Consider the following 15,969-nt stretch of genomic DNA (forward strand, 5'->3'; position numbering starts at 1 on the left):
AATTCGATCCGGCCCTCCAGCGGATAGTCGGTGCCGTCGTCGAGCTTCAGCCGGATGTTGGCGCTGGCGGGCAGTGCCTTCCCGGCGGCGAGGGCGCGCCGTAGTTCCAGCACCTTGGCGCTCGATTGCGTGATGTCGACGAAGATCGGATCGAGCTGTTGAATGGTGGCGAGTGCCGTCGTCTGGCTGGCGGTGACCAGTGCGCCGGGCGTGACCGAGGAACGACCGATGCGCCCGCTGATTGGCGCGCGGACCTGCGTGAAATTGAGGTTGATGCCTGCCGTCTGCAGGGAGGCGCGGGCCTGCTGAACGGCGGCGCTTGCCTGTCGGGCGGTGGCGATCACATCGTCCCGATCCTGCGCGCTGACGGCTTCGCTCTGGCCCAGCGTGCGGTAGCGGTTCGCCTTGGCCTGCGCGGCGGCGGCGGTGGCCTGCGCGCTGGCGAGCGTCGCGGCCGCCTCATCACGGGAGGCGCGGTAGAGGGAGGGGTCGATCTGATAAAGTGGCTGCCCCGCCCTGACGAAGGAGCCTTCGGTGAACAGCCGCTTCTGCACCACGCCTGCGACCTGCGGGCGAACCTCCGACATCATGGTGGAGGCGGTGCGGCCCGGCAATTCGGTGGAGACGGTCACATTCTGCGCGGTCAGCGTCACCACGCCGACCTCCACCGGCCCTTTTTTCGGCGCTTCCTTGTCGCCGCAGGCGGCGGTCATGATGCATAGCATGACAGGAGCGGAACGGAGGAAAAGGGAACGGCTGGACATGTTCGAACGGGCATCCAATCGAGGGGAAAGGACTTCGCCCGGCGCAGGGGGAGGGGAGGGAGCGCCGGGCGAAGGTCGGCGCCATTTCACAGGAAGCCGACCCTGTTCTCATCTCCGCTTGGCAGGACGCGCTCTAGTGCGACTTATTGTCCGGCTGGATCAATGTGTAGCGGATTGTATCGCAATGTATCGAGCCGCCTTTGGGGCGCAGACTTGCCGGGAAAAAGCGGCTAGAAGAGGATGATGCCCGATCCGTCATCCCGTCAGCCCCGCGTGATCGTCGTCGATGATGATGAAGACATAAGGGACCTGATCGCCGGTCAGCTGGCCCAGGAGCAATATGAAGTGCTGTCGGCGGGCAGCCTGACCGAACTGAACGCGGCGATGGCGACGCGCGCCATCGACCTGATCGTGCTGGACCTGAACCTGCCCGATGGTGACGGCCTGTCCCTCTGCCGCGAATTGCGGGCGCAGGGCAGCGGCGTCCAGATCATCATGGTCACGGCGCGGGGCAGCGCCATCGACCGGGTGCTGGGGCTTGAACTGGGCGCCGACGATTATCTGACCAAGCCGTTCGAACCGCGCGAGTTGCTGGTGCGCATCCGCAACCTGCTGCGCCGGGCGCGCAGCGATGACATGGCCCGGCAGAAATCGGCGCGGATCGCCCGCTTCGGATCCTGGCGGCTGGACCTGTTCCAGCGGCGGCTGATTGCGGGCGATGAGCGGCTGATCATGCTGTCTTCCGCCGAATTCCGCCTGCTGTCGCGCTTCATTGAGGAACCCAATGTCGTGCTGTCTCGCGAAGAGCTGGTGCCCGAGCGGCGGGCGACGGCCGCCTTCGACCGGTCGATCGATTTGCAGGTCAGCCGGTTGCGGCAGAAGCTGGCGGACAGTCCGGGCGGCGAAGGGCTGATCCTGACGGTGCGGGGCGAGGGCTATGTGCTGGCCAGCACGGTCACATATGAATGATGCAGGGGCAATGACGCGCATATGATCGCTCCGATTGCGCGGGCGCGCAGTTTCTTCCGTTCCCTGACCGGCCATATCTTCCTGTTGCTGACGGTGGGCATGACCGTGGCCGCCGTGCTGGCTCTGCTGGTGGCCGAGAAGACCCGTCATCTCGATTTCGAGCGGTGGCGGACCCAGCGCGTGGTGGCGAGCGCCGTCGACATCGCGCAGCGGCTCAGCCACGATCCGGTCAGGGTCGAGGGCCTGTTGCGGAACCGGCAGATATTGGGCGCGATCATGGCGCCGGACGGCATCGCGCTGACGGACCCCGACGCCACCCTTGCCGAAGTGCTGAAGGCCCGTCTTGGCCGATCTTCCAACCCTGAAGCGGGTCAGGTCCCGGCGGGGCTTTGCTTCCCCCCCAAGAAAAACGACCCCAGCAGCCGGGCGGCCGGACTGATCGGCACGCCGCGCCCGGATTGCTGGGTCGTGCGCTTCACCGACAATGCAGGGGCGCGCTGGTCGCTGGCGCTTTTCCTGCCGCGTCTTGCCAAACCGCCCAGCACTTTGGCCAATCCCGTCTATCTGTTGCTGATCCTGCTGTCGTCGGCGGCGCTGGCGATCATCGTGGCGCGGCTCGTCGCCAAGCCGCTGCGCCGTCTGGAACTGGCGGCGGAGGCCTTCTCGGTGTCGATGGACCCGGAGGAGATACCTGAACGCGGGCCGGAGGAGGTGCGTGCCGCGCTTTCCACCTTCAACCTGATGCAGCGCCGCGTTCGCGCCGGCTTCGCCGAACGGACGCAATTGCTGGCCGCGATCAGCCATGACTTGCAGACGCCGCTGACCCGGTTGCGCCTGCGTCTCGAACTGGTCGAGAATGAGGAATTGCGGGCGCGCCTGTTGCAGGACCATCAGGCAATGATGACGCTGGTGCGCGAAGGGCTGGATCTTGCGGCGAGCACCGAATCGCAGGAAGACTGGTCGGTGATCGACATAGATTCTCTGCTGACCAGCATGGCGGAAGATGCGCAGGATCTGGGATCGCCGGTCCGTTTCCTGAAGGGCTGCGGCGGCACGATCCGGGTCAAGCCCAACGCGTTGACCCGCTGCATCAGCAACCTCGTCAACAATGCGGTCAAATATGGCGGCAGCGCGGACATCAGTTGCATGCGGCAGACCGGGCGGGTGCTGATCGAGGTGCGGGATCATGGACCGGGCATCGCGCCGGACCAGCTGGATCAGATGTTCGAACCCTTTACCCGGGGCGCCGCCAGCCAGCCGGGCGGGCGGCCGGGAACGGGCATTGGTCTGACTATCGCCCGATCGCTGGCGCTCAGTTTCGAGGCGTCAGTGCGGCTGGCCAATGCCGCAGACGGGGGGCTCATCGCCGCCATAGACATGAAGGCCTGATGGAACTTATGGCGCGGTTGAAACGATTATCGTCATTATCCTCTTCCCTCTGAAGGCATCAGGTGACACTATGCTCCAATCGCGGCGGGGGAACGTCGCGTTAACATGATACCGCACGACCACGGCGTGGCGCCCACATGTCGTCACCCAGACAATTGACAGTCGTGCCCCTGCCGGAATGCTCTTGCTTGGCCGGGCCAGTTACTTGTGTTCATTTGGTAGACATTTTCAGATGAATTTTTGGAAAGGTTCTGATTTTTTGGATTGATCTTGCTCTATTGCACTGTTTTTGCAGTTCATAAGGGTTTATATTGCTTACACGGCTACTTTAGCGGGAGTCGCCAGTGACGAAGAATGAGCTGTTTTCCAGCTTCACGCGGAAGTTCGACGATCGGCGTCAGGCCGAAATGTCCATCGAAGACTATCTGCTGGGATGTCGCAACGATCCATTGATGCATGCATCCGCCGCGGAACGGTTGTTGGCCGCGATCGGCGAGCCGGAGATCATCGACACCTCGCGTGACCAGCGGCTGGGCCGAATCTTCATGAACCGGACGATCCGGCGTTACAAGAGCTTCACCAATTTCTACGGCATGGAAGGGACGATCGAACATATCGTCAGCTTCCTGCGCCATGCGTCCCAGGGACTGGAGGAGCGCAAGCAGATTCTCTATCTGCTGGGCCCGGTGGGCGGGGGCAAATCCTCGCTGGCCGAAAGGCTGAAGGCGCTGATGGAGGTGCATCCCATCTATGTGCTGAAGGCGGGGGATGAGGTCAGCCCGATCTTCGAAAGCCCGCTGGCGCTGTTCGACGCGGAAACCCACGGCGCCTTCATCGAGGAAAATTACGCCATTCCCCGGCGTCGGCTGACCGGCATGATCAGCCCGTGGTGCCGCAAGCGGCTGGACGAATTTGGCGGCGACATATCGCAGTTCAAGGTCATCCGCCTGATGCCCTCGCGCATGCGCCAGATCGCGATCGCCAAGACGGAGCCGGGCGACGAGAATAATCAGGACATCAGCTCGCTGGTCGGCAAGGTCGACATCCGCAAGCTGGAGATGCTCTCCCAAAACGATCCGGACGCCTACAGCTATTCCGGCGGCCTCAACCGGGCGAACCAGGGCATGCTGGAATTCGTCGAGATGTTCAAGGCGCCGATCAAGATGCTCCACCCGTTGCTGACCGCGACGCAGGAGGGCAATTATATCGGTACCGAAAATATCGGCGCCATACCCTATAACGGGATCATCATGGCGCATTCCAATGAATCGGAATGGGCCAATTTCAAGAACAACAAGAATAACGAAGCCTTTATCGACCGTATCTACGTCATCAAGGTGCCCTATAGTTTGCAGGCGACCGAAGAACGGCATGTCTACGAGAAACTGCTGAGGGAATCCGATCTCAGCAAGGCGCCCTGCGCGCCCGGCACGCTCGACATGCTGGCCCGTTTTTCGGTGCTGACCCGGCTGCGTGAGCATGAAAACAGCAATCTCTACTCCAAGATGCGGGTCTATGACGGCGAGATGCTGCGGGAGATCGATCCGCGGGCGAAAAGCCTTCAGGAATATCGCGACGCGGCGGGGGTGGACGAGGGCATGTCGGGCATTTCGACCCGCTTCGCTTTCAAGGCGCTGTCGGCGACCTTCAACCATGACACGATCGAGATCGCGGCCGACCCGGTGCACCTCATGTATGTGCTGGAAGGCATGGTGCGGCAGGAGCAGTTCCCGGCCGAGGTCGAGGCCCGCTATCTGGAGTTCATCAAGGGCGAACTGGCGCCGCGCTATGCCGAATTCATCGGCAATGAAATCCAGAAGGCCTATCTGGAATCCTATCATGATTATGGCCAGAATCTCTTCGACCGCTATGTCGCCTATGCCGATGCGTGGATCGAGGATCTGGACTTCAAGGACCCGGATACCGGGCAGTTGCTGGACCGGGAGGTCATCAATCAGGAACTGTCGAAGACCGAAAAGCCGGCAGGCATCGCGAATCCCAAGGATTTCCGCAACGAGGTCGTGAAATTCGCGCTGCGCATGCGGGCCAGCAATGACGGGCGCAACCCGAGCTGGACCAGCTATGAGAAGATCCGCGAGGTGATCGAGAAGCGGATGTTCAGCCAGGTCGAGGATCTGCTGCCGGTCATCAGCTTCGGTTCGAAAAAGGATGGCGAGACCGCGACCAAACATGACGAATTCGTCGCGCGGATGATCGAAAGAGGCTATACTGAACGACAGGTCCGGCGGCTTGTCGAATGGTATATCCGGGTCAAGCAGGCTGGTTGATGGTTTTCGCGGAGGTGCCCAAGGCCTCATGCACATAGTCGACAGACGGCTGAATCCGGGTGGCAAGAGCCTGGTGAACAGGCAGCGCTTCCTGCGGAGGGCGAGAGCTTATGTGCAGCAGGCGGTGCGCGACAGTCTGAAGGACCGCAGCATCAAGGATCTGGACAAGGAAGGCCAGATCTCCATTCAGCGCGATGCGATCCATGAGCCGACGCTGCACCGCGCTGCACAGGGCGGCAATCGGGAGCGCGTCTTCCCTGGCAATCACGACTATATGGAAGGCGACAGGATCAAACGGCCTGATGGCGGTCAGGGCGCCGGGTCGCAGGCCGGGCAGGGCGAGGGGAATGACGATTTCCAGTTCGCGCTCAGCCGGGAGGAGTTTCTGGGGCTGTTCCTTGACGATCTGGAACTGCCCGATCTGGCCAAGCGACGGCTGATCGGCGGGGCGGTCGACGGGATCAGGCGGGCGGGCTATTCGGTCGTCGGTAACCCGTCCAACCTCTCCGTGCCGCGAACCATGCAAAGGGCGATGTCGCGGCGGCTGGCGCTGCGGCGGCCCAAGGGCGCAGATCTGCAAAGGGTCGAGGATGAAATCGCGCTGATCGAGGGGCGCGATCCGCCGTTGCCCGACGATGCGGTGCGGCTGGAGGCCCTGCGCGAGGAGCGGTCGCACATCATCCGGCGTCGCAATCTGATCGCCTATATCGATCCGGTCGACCTGCGCTATCGCCGGTTCGAGACGGTGCCCAAGCCGGTCGCGCAGGCGGTGATGTTCTGTCTGATGGACGTCTCCGGCTCCATGACGGAGCATATGAAGGATCTGGCCAAGCGCTTCTTCGCGCTGCTGCATCTGTTCCTGACGCGCTGTTACGAACATGTCGAGGTGGTGTTCATCCACCATACCGACCGGGCGGCGGAGGTCGACGAGCAGACCTTTTTCTACAGCACGGTGACCGGCGGGACGCTGGTGTCGAGCGCGCTCGACAAGCTGATGGAGGTGGTGAAGGAACGCTATCGGCCGGACGACTGGAACATCTATGTGGCGCAGGCCTCGGACGGCGACACGATGCAATCGGACAATGGCCGGGTCGTCAGCCTGATGAACGATGAAATCCTGCCCATTTCCCAATATGTAGCCTATCTGGAGGTCGGGCGGGAGGAATTTGCCGATATCGAGACGGTGGGGACCGCGACCGGCCTTTGGCAGGCCTATGCGCCCGTCAGCGAGACCAATCGCAATTTCGTGATGCGCAAGGTGCATCACCGGCGCGAAATCTACCCGGTGTTCCGCGAGCTGTTCCAGCGCAAGGGTGTAGCGGAGCGGAGTTCATGATGGTGGAGTGGGCATGACGGCCAAGATGGCTAACGCGCCGCTGTTCACGGGCAGCGATTGGGACTTTGGCCTGATCAACCGCATCTATGAGACGATCGAGCCGATCGCGCTCAAGGAAATGAAGCTGGATATCTATCCCAACCAGATAGAAATCATCAGCGCGGAACAGATGCTGGACGCCTATTCCTCCATAGGCATGCCGCTTTTCTACAAGCATTGGTCGTTCGGCAAGCAGTTCGTGACCAATGAAATGATGTATCGCAAGGGGTTGCGCGGCCTTGCCTATGAGCTGGTGATCAACTCCGACCCCTGCATCAACTATCTGATGCAGGAAAACAGCGCGACCATGCAGACGCTCGTTATCGCGCATGCCGCCTTTGGCCATAATCATTTCTTCAAGAATAATTATGTCTTCAAGCAGTGGACCGATGCGGAAGGCATTCTGGACTATCTGGAATTCGCCAAGCGCTATATCGCCCAGTGCGAGGAACGTTATGGGCAATTGCCGGTCGAGCGGGTGCTGGATGCGGCCCATGCACTGATGAATCAGGGCGTGCACCGCTATCCGCGCATCCGGCCCCGCGACCTCAAGAGCGAGGCGGCGCGGGAGGCCGAGCGGCAGGCCTATCGCGACCGCATCTATGACGATCTTTGGCGAACCATTCCGGTGGGCGCGAAGGCCGATGCCGTGCCCGGCGAAGCGCGGCGGGAGGCGCTGGGACTGCCGCAGGAAAATATCCTTTATTTTCTGGAGAAAACCGGCCCGCGGCTGGAAAGCTGGCAGCGTGAAATCCTGCGGATCGTCCGGCTGATCGCCCAATATTTCTATCCCCAGCGCCAGACCAAGGCGATGAATGAGGGCTGCGCGACCTTCACCCATTATCGGATCATGACGATGCTGCATGAGCGCGGCTGGATCACGGACGGGGCGTTCATGGAATTCATCCAGTCGCACACCGGCGTCGTCTATCAGCCGACCTACGATTCCGGGCATTTCGGGGGCTTCAACCCCTATGCGCTGGGTTTCGGCATCATGTCGGATATCGAGCGGATCTGTAATGAGCCGACTGAGGAGGATCGGGAATGGTTTCCCGAAATCGCAGGGGCGGACGATGTGATGGGGGTGCTGAAGGACATATGGGCGAATTATCGGGACGAGAGCTTCGTTTCGCAGTTCCTTAGCCCCCATCTGATCCGGCAATGGCGGCTGTTCAAGATCCTGGACAAGGCGGGCGAATCGGAATTGCGGGTAGATGCCATCCATGACGAGCGCGGATATCGGCGGATCCGGCGCTCTCTGGCGCGGGAATATGATATCGGGCGGCAGGAACCGGACATTCAGGTCGTCGACGTCGATCTGGCGGGCGACCGGCGGTTGATCGTGGAACATTCCGTGTTGGATGGGGTGCAACTGGACCCCGCCGATGCAGCTATGGTCTTGCAGAATCTGGCGAATTTGTGGGGTTATGAGGTCGTGTTGCGGGAAGTCGACCCGGAGACGCGCAAGGAGCTGAAAAGCCATAGCGGACAGCCCAATCCGGGCTGGTTGCGCTGAACTGGTGCCGGGGGCGGACGGGCGCGGCGGGGGCCCAAGATTCCGTTTTCAATCCCCTTCCGAAACGGCTAAGTTATCCGCCGGTTTTCGTGGGTCAGGCCTCGTTCTGGCGGTTGTTCGGCAGAGGCGGTTCCGGCCCGGGACAGGCAGGAGTTCGGTTCATGACCAATGCCCTCAATCCGGAAGAATGTCTTGAGCGGGCAAGAATGCATGAGCAGTTGGCGGCAACCACCGCGGATGCTTCGGCGCGGATGATGCATCAGGCGATGGCCGCGGAATTTCGCCGGCGTGCTGAAGCGGCGGTGATGGGTGCGCGGCAGGCGGTGAACCGGCCGATCGTGGAATTGTGCCCTAACGTCGCCTGATCCGGATTTTGGCGGGATAATTTGCCGGCGGCGATTGCCGCCGGTCAGCGGCGTTTGCGCAATAGATAAATGTCCATGATCCAGCCGTGGTCGCGGCGCAATGCGGCCCTGCGTTCAATGATTTGGCGACCGACAGTCAGCACAGGACCCTGGGCCAGCGCCTGCTGCGCCATGCCCAGATAGGCGCCCCACCAGATGTCGATGCCTTCATCGGTCAGCGTCTGGAACGCGCAATCGCCGTCCAGCATCACTACCAGCGTGTTTGCGGCCCCCGGCCAGCCCCTTTCGCGCAATTGCCGCCCGGTGGTGATCAGCACGGGTTCGGCCAGATCGTTGAGGCAAATGCCATGCGCGGCGGTGAGAGCCTGCATGCTGGTGATGCCGGGGATGACCTGCACGCTTGCGCCGGTCATACGCTGCGCGATCCGCAGGCTGCTGTCATACAGGGAGGGATCGCCCCAGACCAGCAGCGCCATCGTTCCGCCATCCGGCAGATGGCGTTCGATCTGCTCCTGCCACAGGGCTGCGATGGCGTCGTGCCAGTCGATCACGGCGTCGATATAGCAGCCCTGATCCGACCGTTTGGGCATGTCGAACTCGACGATCCTGACGGGTTGCGTCAGCAGTTGCGCGCAGATGGTGCGGCGCAGGTCGGCCAGATCGGACTTTTCCTCCCCCTTGCGGGGTAACAGGATCAGATCGGCAGCGTTCATCGCCTTTACCGCGGCATAGGTCAGATGATCGGGATTGCCCGTGCCGATGCCGATGAGATGGAGCGTGATCATGAAATGGGGTCCGATGCGGGCGCGATGAGGTGGAAGAAGCTGCCGCTGACGTAGCCGCGGAACGACCCTGTGGAGGAGACCGGCTGGCCCTGAGCGTCGGTGACGGACGCAAGCGGGCTGTCGGGCTGGTCGATGATGGTCGAATAATGGAATTCATGGCCGTTCAGCGCCGTTCCTGCTGAGAAGCCGCCCATGGGCTGCAACAGTCGGGCCTGACGATAGCCCAGATGCAGGCGACGCTCGGCGAAGCTGGTGACAAGGCCGAGCAGCCCGGCCATGCAATGGGCTTCTCCCTTTGCGTCGATCAGCGCTTCCCCCAGCACCATATAGCCGCCGCATTCGCCATGGATGGGGCGGTCGAGAGCATGGTGACGCAAGCCCGCCAGGAAGCGGCTGGCTGCGGCAAGGCGCCCGGCGTGCAGTTCCGGATAGCCGCCGGGAAGCCAGACGGCATCGGCATCGGCGGGCGGCGCTTCGTCGGCCAGCGGAGAAAAGGGCAGGATTTCGGCGCCCGCCGCGCGCCACTGCGTCAGCAGATGCGCATAGGTGAAGGAAAAGGCTTCATCCTGCGCGACGGCGACCCGCTGGCCGGGTGGCGCAATGCCGTCTGCGCGGGGCGTCGGCGCGGCGGTGGCGGAGGTGGCGGCGCTTCGGATACCGTCCAGATCGACATGGGCGCCGATCATGTCGGCCATCCGCTCCATGAAGGCATCGAGATTGCCCTGTTCGCTGGCCTGCACCAGTCCCAGATGCCGCTCCGGCAAGGTGAGGTCCGGGCAGCGGGGGATGGCGCCGAACACCTTCATGCCTGCTTCCGCCATGGCCTGTCGGATCATCTGTTCATGGCGGGCGCTGGCCACTCGGTTCAGGATCACCCCGGCCATGGCAATGTCGGGACGCAGGCTGCGGAAACCCTGAGCGATGGCGGCGGCGGACTGGCTTTGGCCGCTGACGTCCATGACGAGGATGACCGGCCAGCCCAGCGCGGCGGCGACGTCCGCGCTCGATCCATTGCCGCATTCGCCCCTGCACGGGGCGCCGTCGAAAAGGCCCATCACTCCTTCCGCGACGACAAGGTCCGCATCATCGGCCTCCGCGGCGATGTGAGCGATCAGCGGACGCGGCATGGCCCAGCTGTCGAGATTATGGGAAGGGCGATGGCTTGCGGCTTGCTGGAAGCCGGGATCGATATAGTCGGGGCCGGACTTGAATGGCTGGACCTTCAGGCCTGCGCGCGCAAAGGCGCGAAGCAGGCCCAGCGTGATCGTGGTCTTGCCCGATCCGGAACGCGGTGCGGCGATGAGGATGCCGGGCGTCATTGCCCGCTCATTCCTTGCCCACGAAGATCGACTCCGCGCTCGATGGGCGGAAACGGCGGTCATAGCCGGGGGCATAGAGGCTGCTTTCGGCGAAATTATCGTCCCCCAGCACCGGGCCGACAAGGATGATGGCGGTGCGTTCAGGGCCATCGGCGGCGGCTTCCCCGATGGTGGCGAGGGTGGCGCGGACGATCCGCTGGTCGGGCCAGCTTGCGCGCCAGACCACGATAGCAGGGCAGTCCGCGCCATAATGGGGGGTCAGGTCCGCGACGACCTGAGCCAGATTGTGGATCGAGAGATGGACGGCCAGCGTTGCGCCGGTGGCCCCAAAGGCGGTCAGGGTCTCCCGCGGGGGCATGCTGCTTGCCCGGCCCGGCGTGCGGGTGAGGACCAGCGACTGGCCCAGTTCGGGCAAGGTCAGTTCGGTTCCCAAGGCGGCGGCGGCGGCGGCGAAGGACGGGACGCCGGGGGTGACGCTATAGGGAATGTTCAGCGCCTTCAGGCGACGGAGCTGTTCGCCCATGGCGGACCAGATCGACAGGTCGCCGGAATGGAGGCGGGCGACGTCATGGCCCGCTTCATGCGCTTGGCGAAGCGTGGCGACGATCTCGTCCAATGTCATCGGGGCGCTGTTGATGATGCGGGCGCCGGGCGGGCAATGTTCGAGCAGGGCGGCGGGCACCAGCGAGCCTGCATAAAGGCAGACCGGACAGCTGGCGATCAGGTCGCGGCCGCGAAGGGTGATGAGATCGGGCGCGCCGGGACCGGCGCCGATGAAATGAACGGTCATGCGGGGTGGCTTTCGTCACGAGTGCTGGCGGCAAGGGCGCAGGCCGCAAGACGATCCGCCGAGATAAAGCGCGGCGAGACAAGGCGGGCTGCGGGGCCTGCCGCGGCGAGCGCGGCGGCTTCGGCGACGCTGCCGGTGCCGTGGATGGCATGCGCCTTGGCGGACCGGGTCTGGACGGACTGTCTTGCCAACAGGTCAGGGGAAACGCGCAGGAGCGGCAGGGCCAGCTTTTGCGCCAAGGGGGCGAGCTGCTCCGCCTTGCTTTCCAGCGTGGCGAGCGCCACTACCCGCCGGGCGTCTTCATTGGCAGCCTGCAAGGCGCTTTCGAGCGAGGCGAGCGTCGCGCTCTCCCGAAAGCCGAAGCCTGCGACGATCATAGCGTGACGCTCCATTGCACCAGCGGATAGGCGGAGCGCCACCCCCTGCGGCTGCCAAGCGGCGCGGCCTGCGCCAGTTCGATGCGCAAAAGATCGCCGCCCTTCTCGGCATGCCAGTGGGCGAGCAGCGCTTCGGACTCCAGCGTGACCGCGTTGGCGACGAGGCGGGTGGGGCCGCCGGGGAGGCTGAACAGCATCTCGAGCAGAGACTGGCTGAGGCCGCCGCCGATGAAAATGGCGTCCGGACGCGACCGATCGTGCAGAACGTCCGGCGCGCAGCCTTCGGTCACCATCAGGCGATCCACCCCCAGCGCGGCGGCATTGCTCCGTGCCCGCGCAGCGCGGCGGGCGTCGGCCTCGAAGGCGAGGGCCTGGGTCGAGGGATGGGCGAGCAGCCATTCGATGGCGATGGAGCCGGAGCCGGCGCCAATGTCCCAGAGCGTCTCTCCCGGGCGCGGGGCGAGGGCCGAGAGGGTCAGGGCGCGGACGGGGCGCTTCGTGATCTGGCCGTCATGGTCGAACCAGTCGTCGGCTAGGCCGCTGGCGCAGGGGAGCGTCGTCCCGTCGCCCGCGACCGTCAATCCGACGGCCACCGGATGAGCGATATCCTCAAAATTCAGGGCATTGGCCTGGACAGCTCTTACGCGTTCACGCGGTCCGCCGATCGATTCCAGCACATGGAGGGTCGAGGCGCCAAAGCCGATTTCCGTCAGATAGCGCGCAAGTTCGCGAACGGCCGGGCCATCGCGCAGCAGGATGAGGGCGCGGTGTCCCGGCGTCAGCTCTGGCCGCAGGCGCGCAAGCGGTGCGGCATGGAGGCCGTGACAGGCGATATGCTGGATCGGCCAGCCAAGCCGGGCGGCGGCGAGGGAGAAAGTGGAGGGCGCGGGGAGGGCTGTCCATTCGCCGGGGGACAGGCGCCGGGTGATGCTGGCGCCTGCGCCGAACCAGAAGGGATCGCCCGAAGCCAGCATGACGGCCGGCTGGCCGCGGCGGGCGAGCAGGGCCTGCACGCCTTCCTCGAAGGGGACTGGCCAGCCATGCCGTTCCGCCTTACAGGGCGGGAGAAGCGACAGATGGCGGGGCGCTCCGCTGATGAAGGCTGCGTCTTCCAGCGCCTTGCGGGCGGCGGGGGACAGGCCGTCGGCGCCATCCTCGCCGATGCCGACGATCGTCAGCCAGGGCGAAGAAGTTTCAGCGTCAGGAGTATCGGCCATTTCCAACATCCTCATATTGGGCGGGACGACCGAGGCGAGCGCGCTGGCGAGCGCTCTGGCGGATCGGGGCGAGCGGGCGGTGCTGAGCTATGCCGGACGGACCGGCAAGCCGCGCGCCCAGCCCGTGCCCGTGCGGATCGGCGGCTTCGGCGGCATTGCGGGGCTGGTGGATTATCTGCGCCGGGAAAGGGTGACGCATCTGGTGGACGCGACCCATCCCTTCGCCGCCACGATGAGCGGTCATGCGGTCGCCGCCGCGCAGGAGGCCGGCGTCGCGCATATCATGCTGACGCGGCCACCATGGGTCGCGTCCGAGGGAGACCGCTGGACCCATGTGCCGGATATTCCCGCTGCGGTCAGGGCAATGGAGGGCGAGGCCAAGCGGGTCATGCTGGCGCTTGGGCGGATGCATGTGGACAGTTTCGCCGCGCAGCCGCAGCATCATTATCTGCTGCGTTTCGTCGATGCCCCGGCCGAGGGTCCGGCTCTGCCGCGGCATGGGCTGATCGTCGATCGGGGACCGTTCACGCCGGAGGGCGATATGGCCCTGATGCGCGAGCATGGCATAGAGCTGATCGTCTCCAAAAATGCAGGCGGCGGCGGCGCGGAGGCCAAGCTGGCCGCTGCGCGGATGCTGGGACTGCCGGTGCTGATGATCGACCGGCCGCCAAGCCCGGCGGCGCGGGTGACGCATGAGGTCCGCGAGGTGCTGGACTGGCTGCATCAGGCCGCCGATCGCGGGGTGTAGAGGATTGGCTGGCCGGGGCGCTCGATCAGGCGGGTGCGGCTCGATCCGACGATGACCATGGTGCGCATGTCGGCCATGTCCGCTGTTGCCTCCCCCAAGGAGACGATGCGCAGGCTTTCCTCCGGCGTGGAGATGGCGCGGGCGAAGAGGATCAGTCGGTCCTCGCCGCATTCCTCGCGCAGGATGGCGAGGGTGCGGGGAAAGCCCCCCGGTCGCGCCTTCGAGCGCGGATTGTAGAAGGCCATGGCGAAGTCGGCCTGCGCGGCGAGGCGCAGGCGGCGCTCGATCAAGGCCCAGGGCTTGAGATTGTCGGAAAGGTTGATCGCGCAGAAATCATGGCCGAGCGGCGCCCCTGCCTTCGCGGCGGCGGCCAACATGGCGGTGATGCCGGGCAGGATGCGGATGTCGAGCGCGCGCCAGTGGGACGGGCCGTTTTCGAGCGCCTCGAACAGCGCGGAGGCCATGGCGAAGACGCCGGGATCGCCGGACGAGACGATCACGACCCTTTTGCCTTCCGCCGCCAGCGCCAGCGCATGGGCGGCGCGCTCCAGTTCGACGCGGTTGTCGGTGGCGTGCAGGGTCAGGCCGGGGCGCTCGGCGACGCGGGCGACATAGGGGATGTAGCCGATAATGTCGGTCGCTTGCGCCAGCGTTTCCGACACTTCCGGCGTGATCTGCGCTTCGGCGCCGGGGCCAAGGCCCGCCACGGCAATCCAGCCGGTCATGGGCGGCGGCCCTGTCCGTGGATCAGCAGGATCGAGAAATAGGCAGTGACATTGTCCGCTTGCCCGAGGGGCGTGATCCGCTGGTCGGCCATTGTCGCATATTCGACCAGCCATGCGCAGTCCTGCTTGCCCGCCGCTTCGACGGCGCGGCGCAGCTTGGGCAGGTTGCGGCCGATCTTCATGACGACCAGCGCATTGGTGTCATGGATGCGGCGGGCCAGCTCCTCTTCCGGCAGCGTCGCCATCAGGACGGTGGTCACATCGTCGCCCCAGCTGATCGGCGTGCCGCTGGCGGTCCATGCGCCGGACATGCCGGTGATGCCGGGCACGATCTTCACCGGCGCCCTGAGACGGCTGTGCAGGTGCATGAAGCTGCCGTAGAAAAAGGGATCGCCTTCGCAGAGAACGACCACCTCCTCGCCTGCCGCCGCAAGGCCGTCCAGATGCGCGGTGCATGTCGCGTAAAAGTCAGACAGAATCTCATTATAGCGAGGATCCTTCAGCGGAATTTCCGTGGTCACCGGATATTCCATCGGGAATTCGACGACGTCGGGATGCAACAGGCCGTCGACGATGCCGCGCGCATGGCCCGATTTGCCCGCCTTGCGGAAATAGGCGATGTGGCGGGCGCCCCGGATCAGGCGGTCGGCGCGGACGCTCATCAGGTCCTGCGCGCCGGGGCCGAGGCCGACGCCGTGAATGGTGCCGACGGTCATTCCGCTGCGCTCGCTATGGCGTTGATCGCTGCGACCGTTATGGCGCTGCCGCCCAGACGGCCCTCCACGATGCAGCAGGGGACGGGCCGGCTTTGCCAGAGGGCCTCCTTCGATTCCGCCGCGCCGACGAAGCCCACCGGGCAGCCGATGATCGCCGCGGGGCGCGGACAGGCGGGGTCTTCCAGCATGTTGAGCAGGTGGAAGAGTGCCGTCGGGGCGTTGCCGATCGCGACCAGCGCGCCTGCGAGATGCGGACGCCAGAGTTCGAGCGCCGCGGCGGATCGGGTGTTGGACATGCGGGCCGCAAGCTCTGGCACCTGCGGGTCATTGAGCGTGCAGATGATCGGATTGACGGCTGGTAGCCGTTTGATCGTGATGCCTTCGGAAACCATGCGCGCGTCGCAAAGAATGGGGGCGCCCGCCTCCAGCGCAGTGATCGCTGCCCTGGCGAATCCCGGTGAAAAACGGATGTGGGGGGCGAGGTCCACCAGCCCGGCCGCGTGGATCATACGGACGGCGATGCGCTCTTCCTCGGTCGTGAAGCGAGTGAGTTCGGCCTCGGCACGGATTGTGCGGAAGGACTGGCGGTAAATCGCGGCGCCATCGGTTTCGTAAATATGTGGCAT

General features: G+C 64.4%; 16 protein-coding genes. 7 read left to right on the forward strand and 9 right to left on the reverse strand.

Annotated features, from left to right (window positions below; genetic code table 11):
* Positions 1-764 (reverse strand): efflux RND transporter periplasmic adaptor subunit (locus ACFC3J_RS14115; protein ID WP_375196796.1); only part of this gene is annotated, 764 nt, incomplete at its 3' end.
* A gap of 243 nt (positions 765-1,007) precedes the next feature.
* Here ACFC3J_RS14115 and ACFC3J_RS14120 point away from each other — a divergent pair.
* The 6 genes from ACFC3J_RS14120 to ACFC3J_RS14145 all read left to right on the forward strand — a co-directional run bounded on the left by ACFC3J_RS14120 (position 1,008) and on the right by ACFC3J_RS14145 (position 8,666).
* A complete protein-coding gene (locus tag ACFC3J_RS14120; RefSeq protein ID WP_375196816.1) occupies positions 1,008-1,733 on the forward strand; it encodes a response regulator in 726 nt (241 codons plus the stop codon).
* A 21-nt stretch (positions 1,734-1,754) separates the two neighbouring features.
* A complete protein-coding gene (locus ACFC3J_RS14125; RefSeq protein WP_375196797.1) occupies positions 1,755-3,122 on the forward strand; it encodes an ATP-binding protein in 1,368 nt (455 codons plus the stop codon).
* Between the two features lie 344 nt (positions 3,123-3,466).
* Positions 3,467-5,410 carry a PrkA family serine protein kinase gene (locus tag ACFC3J_RS14130; protein WP_375196798.1) on the forward strand — a complete coding sequence of 648 codons (1,944 nt, stop codon included), beginning with the start codon at positions 3,467-3,469 and terminating at the stop codon, positions 5,408-5,410.
* A gap of 28 nt (positions 5,411-5,438) precedes the next feature.
* The gene (locus ACFC3J_RS14135) at positions 5,439-6,746 is read left to right on the forward strand and encodes a YeaH/YhbH family protein (RefSeq protein ID WP_375196799.1); all 1,308 of its coding nucleotides are present in this window, start codon (positions 5,439-5,441) and stop codon (positions 6,744-6,746) included.
* Positions 6,747-6,759: 13 nt separating this feature from the next.
* Positions 6,760-8,301, forward strand: coding sequence for a SpoVR family protein (locus ACFC3J_RS14140; RefSeq protein ID WP_375196800.1), 1,542 nt, complete (start codon positions 6,760-6,762; stop codon positions 8,299-8,301).
* 161 nt (positions 8,302-8,462) lie between these two features.
* A complete protein-coding gene (locus tag ACFC3J_RS14145; protein ID WP_375196801.1) occupies positions 8,463-8,666 on the forward strand; it encodes a hypothetical protein in 204 nt (67 codons plus the stop codon).
* Between the two features lie 44 nt (positions 8,667-8,710).
* Here ACFC3J_RS14145 and cobF read toward each other — a convergent pair whose 3' ends face one another.
* The 5 genes from cobF to cbiE are packed head-to-tail and all read right to left on the reverse strand — an operon-like array spanning position 8,711 to position 13,154.
* Positions 8,711-9,451 carry a precorrin-6A synthase (deacetylating) gene (cobF, locus tag ACFC3J_RS14150; protein ID WP_375196802.1) on the reverse strand — a complete coding sequence of 247 codons (741 nt, stop codon included), beginning with the start codon at positions 9,449-9,451 and terminating at the stop codon, positions 8,711-8,713.
* The gene (locus ACFC3J_RS14155; RefSeq protein WP_375196803.1) at positions 9,448-10,770 is read right to left on the reverse strand and encodes a cobyrinate a,c-diamide synthase; all 1,323 of its coding nucleotides are present in this window, start codon (positions 10,768-10,770) and stop codon (positions 9,448-9,450) included. The genes cobF and ACFC3J_RS14155 overlap by 4 nt, the downstream gene beginning before the upstream one ends.
* Before the next feature lie 7 nt (positions 10,771-10,777).
* A complete protein-coding gene (gene cobM, locus ACFC3J_RS14160) occupies positions 10,778-11,560 on the reverse strand; it encodes a precorrin-4 C(11)-methyltransferase (protein WP_375196804.1) in 783 nt (260 codons plus the stop codon).
* Complete coding sequence (locus tag ACFC3J_RS14165) at positions 11,557-11,937, reverse strand: cobalamin biosynthesis protein (protein ID WP_375196805.1); 381 nt, start codon at positions 11,935-11,937, stop codon at positions 11,557-11,559. Before ACFC3J_RS14165 ends, cobM begins: the two co-directional genes overlap by 4 nt.
* The gene (gene cbiE / locus ACFC3J_RS14170) at positions 11,934-13,154 is read right to left on the reverse strand and encodes a precorrin-6y C5,15-methyltransferase (decarboxylating) subunit CbiE (RefSeq protein ID WP_375196806.1); all 1,221 of its coding nucleotides are present in this window, start codon (positions 13,152-13,154) and stop codon (positions 11,934-11,936) included. Before cbiE ends, ACFC3J_RS14165 begins: the two co-directional genes overlap by 4 nt.
* Here cbiE and ACFC3J_RS14175 point away from each other — a divergent pair.
* Positions 13,153-13,902 (forward strand): cobalt-precorrin-6A reductase, encoded by a 750-nt coding sequence (locus tag ACFC3J_RS14175; RefSeq protein WP_375196817.1) that lies wholly within the window; start codon positions 13,153-13,155, stop codon positions 13,900-13,902. The two genes, cbiE and ACFC3J_RS14175, sit on opposite strands and share 2 nt — an antisense overlap.
* On the opposite strand, the gene cobJ is transcribed toward ACFC3J_RS14175, so the two are convergent.
* The 3 genes from cobJ to ACFC3J_RS14190 are packed head-to-tail and all read right to left on the reverse strand — an operon-like array spanning position 13,878 to position 15,969.
* Positions 13,878-14,627: a precorrin-3B C(17)-methyltransferase gene (cobJ, locus tag ACFC3J_RS14180; RefSeq protein WP_375196807.1), complete on the reverse strand. Its 750-nt coding sequence runs from the start codon at positions 14,625-14,627 to the stop codon at positions 13,878-13,880. The two genes, ACFC3J_RS14175 and cobJ, sit on opposite strands and share 25 nt — an antisense overlap.
* Complete coding sequence (gene cobI / locus ACFC3J_RS14185) at positions 14,624-15,343, reverse strand: precorrin-2 C(20)-methyltransferase (RefSeq protein WP_375196808.1); 720 nt, start codon at positions 15,341-15,343, stop codon at positions 14,624-14,626. The genes cobJ and cobI overlap by 4 nt, the downstream gene beginning before the upstream one ends.
* Positions 15,340-15,969 (reverse strand): precorrin-8X methylmutase, encoded by a 630-nt coding sequence (locus ACFC3J_RS14190; protein WP_375196809.1) that lies wholly within the window; start codon positions 15,967-15,969, stop codon positions 15,340-15,342. The genes cobI and ACFC3J_RS14190 overlap by 4 nt, the downstream gene beginning before the upstream one ends.

The sequence above is a fragment of the Sphingobium sp. genome, from assembly GCF_041987595.1.
Taxonomy (GTDB): Bacteria; Pseudomonadota; Alphaproteobacteria; order Sphingomonadales; family Sphingomonadaceae; genus Sphingobium.

What these genes read in the sequence shown, in the direction of transcription:
- ACFC3J_RS14125 (WP_375196797.1), top strand. Translation starts at nt 1,755, where the DNA reads ATGATCGCTCCGATTGCGCGGGCGCGCAGTTTCTTCCGTTCCCTGACC.
- ACFC3J_RS14145 (WP_375196801.1), top strand. Translation starts at nt 8,463, where the DNA reads ATGACCAATGCCCTCAATCCGGAAGAATGTCTTGAGCGGGCAAGAATG.
- ACFC3J_RS14120 (WP_375196816.1), top strand. Translation starts at nt 1,008, where the DNA reads ATGCCCGATCCGTCATCCCGTCAGCCCCGCGTGATCGTCGTCGATGAT.
- cobJ (WP_375196807.1), bottom strand. Translation starts at nt 14,627, where the DNA reads ATGACCGGCTGGATTGCCGTGGCGGGCCTTGGCCCCGGCGCCGAAGCG.
- cobI (WP_375196808.1), bottom strand. Translation starts at nt 15,343, where the DNA reads ATGACCGTCGGCACCATTCACGGCGTCGGCCTCGGCCCCGGCGCGCAG.
- cobM (WP_375196804.1), bottom strand. Translation starts at nt 11,560, where the DNA reads ATGACCGTTCATTTCATCGGCGCCGGTCCCGGCGCGCCCGATCTCATC.
- ACFC3J_RS14165 (WP_375196805.1), bottom strand. Translation starts at nt 11,937, where the DNA reads ATGATCGTCGCAGGCTTCGGCTTTCGGGAGAGCGCGACGCTCGCCTCG.
- ACFC3J_RS14155 (WP_375196803.1), bottom strand. Translation starts at nt 10,770, where the DNA reads ATGACGCCCGGCATCCTCATCGCCGCACCGCGTTCCGGATCGGGCAAG.
- cbiE (WP_375196806.1), bottom strand. Translation starts at nt 13,154, where the DNA reads ATGGCCGATACTCCTGACGCTGAAACTTCTTCGCCCTGGCTGACGATC.
- cobF (WP_375196802.1), bottom strand. Translation starts at nt 9,451, where the DNA reads ATGATCACGCTCCATCTCATCGGCATCGGCACGGGCAATCCCGATCAT.
- ACFC3J_RS14135 (WP_375196799.1), top strand. Translation starts at nt 5,439, where the DNA reads ATGCACATAGTCGACAGACGGCTGAATCCGGGTGGCAAGAGCCTGGTG.
- ACFC3J_RS14190 (WP_375196809.1), bottom strand. Translation starts at nt 15,969, where the DNA reads ATGCCACATATTTACGAAACCGATGGCGCCGCGATTTACCGCCAGTCC.
- ACFC3J_RS14140 (WP_375196800.1), top strand. Translation starts at nt 6,760, where the DNA reads ATGACGGCCAAGATGGCTAACGCGCCGCTGTTCACGGGCAGCGATTGG.